This window comes from Bradyrhizobium sp. MI1.3 (assembly GCF_055811695.1).
On record NZ_JBVVPQ010000251.1, the window covers coordinates 1 to 568 of the forward strand.

At 57.9% G+C, this 568-nt stretch carries 1 protein-coding gene; it reads left to right on the plus strand.

Features of this window, described 5'->3' with window-relative positions:
• Positions 1-60: 60 nt before the first annotated feature.
• On the plus strand, positions 61-568 hold a 508-nt coding region (locus AC0L3A_RS40890), incomplete at its 3' end, for an IS110 family RNA-guided transposase (protein WP_473256602.1).

Sequence of the window (568 nt, forward strand, 5' to 3'; positions counted from 1 at the left end):
ATGGGATGACCCGCCCCGTCCTCTCAGTCAGACTGAGTTGGCTTTTGAAAGGAGGAAGCAATGAGGACACGGAACAAGCCCAGGCCGGCAACGGTGTTTGGGATCGACATTGGCAAGAACCTTTTCCACGTCGTTGGGCTCGACGCCGCCGGAATGCCGATCCAGAAGGCGACCTTTCGGCGCGATACGCTCTTGCAGTTCTTCGAACGTGCAGGACCGGCTTTGGTGGGGATGGAGGCCTGCTCCGGCTCGCAATGGTTGGCCCGCAAGATCGCCGCCATGGGGCACACCGTTCGCATTATCCCAGCTCAATTCGTGAAGCCAAATGTGAAGTCCAACAAAAATGACATCATCGATGCCGCGGCGATCGCCGAAGCCGTGACGAGACCAACGATGCGCTTCGTCGAGCTAAGGTCGCCTGAGCACATTGACCTGCAAGCGCTGCATCGTGTTCGCGATCGGATGATGTCGCAACGGACGTGCCTCATCAATCAGATGCGCGCTTTTTGCCTGGAATATGGGATCGCTATTCACCAGGGCGCCGGCAAGTTCAAGGCTGATCTGCCGA